Source organism: Phaeovulum sp., assembly GCF_041596715.1.
In the GTDB taxonomy this organism is placed as follows: Bacteria; Pseudomonadota; Alphaproteobacteria; order Rhodobacterales; family Rhodobacteraceae; genus UBA6213.
In genome coordinates, this window is sequence record NZ_JBFHIA010000248.1 from 1 (window position 1) to 4445 (window position 4445).

General features: G+C 60.1%; 3 protein-coding genes. All 3 read left to right on the plus strand.

Going from position 1 to position 4445, the window contains the following annotated elements; genetic code table 11:
- The coding region (gene rimO, locus ABY403_RS13930) for a 30S ribosomal protein S12 methylthiotransferase RimO (RefSeq protein ID WP_372841431.1) at nucleotides 1–1183 on the plus strand (1183 nt) is incomplete at its 5' end.
- A gap of 103 nt (nucleotides 1184–1286) precedes the next feature.
- A complete protein-coding gene (locus ABY403_RS13935) occupies nucleotides 1287–1760 on the plus strand; it encodes a CAP domain-containing protein (RefSeq protein ID WP_372841432.1) in 474 nt (157 codons plus the stop codon).
- A gap of 71 nt (nucleotides 1761–1831) precedes the next feature.
- The gene (gene ettA / locus ABY403_RS13940) at nucleotides 1832–3487 is read left to right on the plus strand and encodes an energy-dependent translational throttle protein EttA (protein WP_372841433.1); all 1656 of its coding nucleotides are present in this window, start codon (nucleotides 1832–1834) and stop codon (nucleotides 3485–3487) included.
- Nucleotides 3488–4445: the final 958 nt, after the last annotated feature.

Here is a 4445-nt window from a genome sequence, read left to right on the forward strand (position 1 = left end):
CGCGGATGCGGTGATCGTGAACACCTGCGGTTTTCTCGACAGCGCCAAGGCCGAAAGCCTAGAGGCGATCGGCGAAGCCCTGCGCGAAAACGGGCGGGTGATCGTGACCGGATGCCTGGGTGCCGAACCCGATTACATCACTGGCGCGCATCCAAAGGTGCTGGCTGTAACCGGCCCGCATCAATACGAGGCCGTGCTTGATGCCGTGCACGGCGCGGTGCCACCCGCGCCGGACCCGTTCATCGACCTTCTGCCCGCCTCTGCGGTCAGCCTCACCCCGCGCCATTACAGCTATCTGAAGATTTCCGAAGGCTGCAATCACGCCTGCAAGTTCTGCATCATCCCCGATATGCGCGGCCGGCTGGTCAGCCGCCCCGCCCATGCGGTGCTGCGCGAGGCTGAACGGCTGGTGGCAGCCGGGGTGAAAGAGCTTTTGGTCATCAGCCAAGATACCTCGGCCTATGGGCTCGATCTGCGCCACGCCAGCGAGCGCGGCCACCGCGCCCATATCACCGACCTTGCGCGTGACCTTGGCAGCCTTGGCGCTTGGGTGCGGCTGCACTACGTCTACCCCTACCCGCATGTGCGCGACCTGATTCCGCTGATGGCCGATGGGCTGGTTCTGCCCTATCTCGACATCCCGTTTCAGCACGCCCACCCCGAAACCCTGCGCCGCATGGCGCGCCCCGCCGCTGCTGCCAAAACGCTCGACGAGATCGCCGCATGGCGCGCAACCTGCCCCGATCTCACGCTGCGCTCTACCTTCATCGTGGGTTACCCCGGCGAAACCGAGGCAGAGTTCCAGACCCTGCTCGACTGGTTGGACGAAGCGCAGCTCGACCGGGTCGGGTGTTTTCAGTACGAAAACGTCGCGGGTGCACGCTCGAACGCGCTGCCGGACCACGTGCCTGATGAGGTCAAGCAAGAGCGGTTTGATCGCTTTATGGAAAAGGCACAGGCGATTTCAGAGGCAAAACTTGCCGCAAAAGTTGGAAAACTGCTGCAAGTGATCGTCGATGATGTCGATGACGAAGGTGCCACCTGCCGCACCATGGCCGACGCGCCCGAAATTGACGGCAACCTGTTCATCGACGAAGGCTTCGAGGGGCTCGCACCCGGCGATCTGGCCCGCGTCGTGGTGGAAGAGGCAGGCGAATACGACCTCTGGGGTCGGCGAGAATAGGCCAAGGCCCCGCCCGTCGGGTATGCAGCCAGTCCACATTTTCGCCGCGATGTGCCAGTAGCATTGCCAAACCGTTTTGCAAAAGCTCTGGACCCTATTCGCCATGTCAAAACTGATGCTTCTCGCCGCGGCGGCCTTGCTCGCCACCAGTTTTGCCGCAAGCGCCGCGCAATGCCGCCAAACCTCGCCCGCCGCCGCTGCCGAAATGCTGGCCGCGGTCAACGCCGAACGTGCCGCGGGGGGGCGTGCGCCGCTGGCCCAAGACCCGCGCCTTGACGCCGCCGCACAGGCCCATGCCTGCGATATGGCCGCCAACGGGTTTTTCGACCACCGTGGTTCCTCGGGCAGCGATGTCAGCGCACGGGTGCGCGCCGTCGGGGTTTCTAGCTGCACGACGGCCGAAAACATCGCCTACGGCTGGCGCACGACGGCGCAGGTTATGACGGGATGGATGGAATCTTCTGGCCACCGCGCCAACATCCTGCGCGGCAATGTTGCGGCCATCGGATTTGGCTATGTGCCCGCCTCAGGTGGTGCCGGGCCGTGGTGGGTGCAGGTTTTCGCACGCCCTTGCTGACCGCGCCCCTTCCCCTGCCGCGTCATCTGCTTTAGATAGCGCCCGACACCCAACCCGGCAGGAGCGAGACCATGGCCTCATATCAGTATGTCTACCACATGCAAGGCGTCTCGAAGACCTACCCTGGTGGGAAAAAATGCTTTGAAAACATCAATCTGAACTTCCTTCCCGGGGTCAAGATCGGGGTCGTGGGCGTTAACGGCTCGGGTAAATCGACGCTGCTGCGCATCATGGCGGGCATGGATACCGATTTTCAGGGCGAGGCGTGGTCGGCCAAAGGCGCGCGCGTTGGCTATCTGCCGCAGGAACCGCGGCTGGATGAAACGCTGGATGTGCGCGGCAATGTGATGCTGGGCGTTGCCGACAAACAGGCGATCCTTGATCGCTACAATGCCCTTGCGATGAATTATTCTGACGAAACCGCCGATGAGATGTCGGCGCTGCAAGACCTGATTGACGCGAAGAACCTTTGGGATCTCGACAGTCAGGTGGACGTGGCGATGGAAGCGCTGCGCTGCCCGCCCGATGATGCCGAAGTGGCCAGCCTTTCGGGCGGTGAACGCCGCCGGGTGGCGCTTTGCAAGCTTTTGCTCGAAGCGCCCGATATGCTGCTGCTTGACGAACCGACCAACCACCTTGACGCGGAATCGATTGCTTGGCTGCAACAGCATCTTGTCGATTACACCGGCACCATCCTGATCGTCACCCACGACCGCTATTTCCTTGATGACATCACTGGCTGGATTCTGGAACTCGACCGTGGCCGCGGTATTCCCTACGAGGGCAACTATTCGGCATGGCTTGAACAAAAGGCCAAGCGGCTGTTGCAAGAAGCGCGCGAAGACAAGGCCAAGTCCAAGATCCTCGAACGCGAACTCAACTGGATCCGCTCTGGCGCCAAGGCGCGGCAGGCCAAGCAGAAGGCGCGTATTCAGAAATACAACGAACTGGCCGACCAGTCGGTGCGCGAACGTATCTCGAACGCGCAGATCATCATTCCCAACGGCGAGCGCCTTGGCGGCAAGGTGATCGACGTGCAGGGGCTGAAAAAGCACATGGGCGACAAGCTCTTGATCGAAAACCTCTCGTTCACCGTACCGCCCGGCGCGATTGTGGGCGTGATCGGGCCGAACGGTGCGGGTAAATCGACGCTGTTCAAGATGATCACCGGGCAAGAAGAACCCGACGAAGGCACGATCACGCTGGGCGACACGGTGCAACTCAGCTACGTCGATCAGTCGCGCGATACGCTCGACCCGGCGAAAACCGTCTGGGAAGAGATTTCCGACGGGCTAGAGGTGATTCACCTTGGCGACTTTGAAATGAACAGCCGCGCCTATTGCGGCGCCTTCAACTTCAAAGGCACCGACCAGCAGAAAAAGGTGGGCGTGCTTTCGGGCGGTGAACGCAACCGCGTGCATCTGGCCAAGCTCTTGCGCTCCAACGGCAACGTGCTGCTGCTGGACGAACCGACCAACGACCTTGACGTAGAAACCCTGCAAGCGCTCGAATCCGCTATCGACGATTTCGCCGGCTGCGCGGTCATCATTTCGCACGACCGCTTCTTCCTCGACCGTCTCTGCACGCATATCCTTGCGTTCGAGGGTGACGCCCATGTCGAATGGTTCGAAGGCAACTTCGAAGCCTATGAAGAAGACAAGGTGCGCCGCCTCGGCCCCGACAGCATCGAACCGACGCGCGTGAAGTATAAGAAGTTTACGAGGTAAGGGGAAAACTACTCCTTATTGTGAAGTCGTGGCGAAATATGGGCGGGCTCCTGTTTTTAAGGTGCCGCCCATTATTTCTTTGCGCAGTCGGACATGCAGCGCAGAAAGAAGACAGTTGCCGGGTTTAATTAGTAACGCAACTCATTCCACCGGGAACTTGGCGACAGGTTGTCACTACACCGCCTTGTTGATGCGCCAGCTCTTCATAGTAAGCCGCAATACAAGACTGAGTGTAAGCTTGCATTATCTCACTCACGTATACTGGACAGCCTTCCTTTGTTACCGCAGGCTCACATCCAGAAAGTAAGATTAGAAACGCAACAACTATTCGTTTTGGCAAATTGTTTCTCCTCTAAACTCCAGCGTCTAAGTCCAACTGCCCTCAGTTTTAGCGCATACTCTCTGGGAGGCTAGCGGCAGAATATACCAAACTGCAAATCCGGAGTTACGCCAAAAAATAGAAGTGCGGTCATTTAAGATTAGCGTTTCTTAGGTTCAAGTTTCAAGTAGCTTCGTCGAAGGCGTGACTCGTACGGCAATTATCGGCTGGAGGGCAACCGGCGCCCCTCCCCCGCCCGATTTGCGTCCTGCGCAGATCGGGCCGCGCCTGCCACCCGGTCCGCCCACGGGGCGGGCCTCGTCGGTAAAACCGTCCACTGGACGGTTTCTGATCCCGGCTCACCCCCCGGCAGGCGCAGGCCGAATATCCAACGTCTAGGCGAACGGATACCACCTTGCCCTACGCCTTATGGCACCGGGCAATCGGGCCGGGCGAAGGTCCACCGGACCTTCACCCTCCCGGCCCTCGGGCAGCGCTTCGCGGCGTGGCGCTGGCGGCACTGGCGCCCCGCGCCCGCCCTCTCCAAACACCTTTCCAAATCCTTAACGGCTCACAAATATGCTTTGTGAATCAATAGCCTGCCAACCTTATCACGCGTGTTACACCCGGAATGCAAAA

Coding starts and splice junctions, on each gene's coding strand:
- ettA (WP_372841433.1), top strand. CDS start 1,832: ATGGCCTCATATCAGTATGTCTACCACATGCAAGGCGTCTCGAAGACC.
- ABY403_RS13935 (WP_372841432.1), top strand. CDS start 1,287: ATGTCAAAACTGATGCTTCTCGCCGCGGCGGCCTTGCTCGCCACCAGT.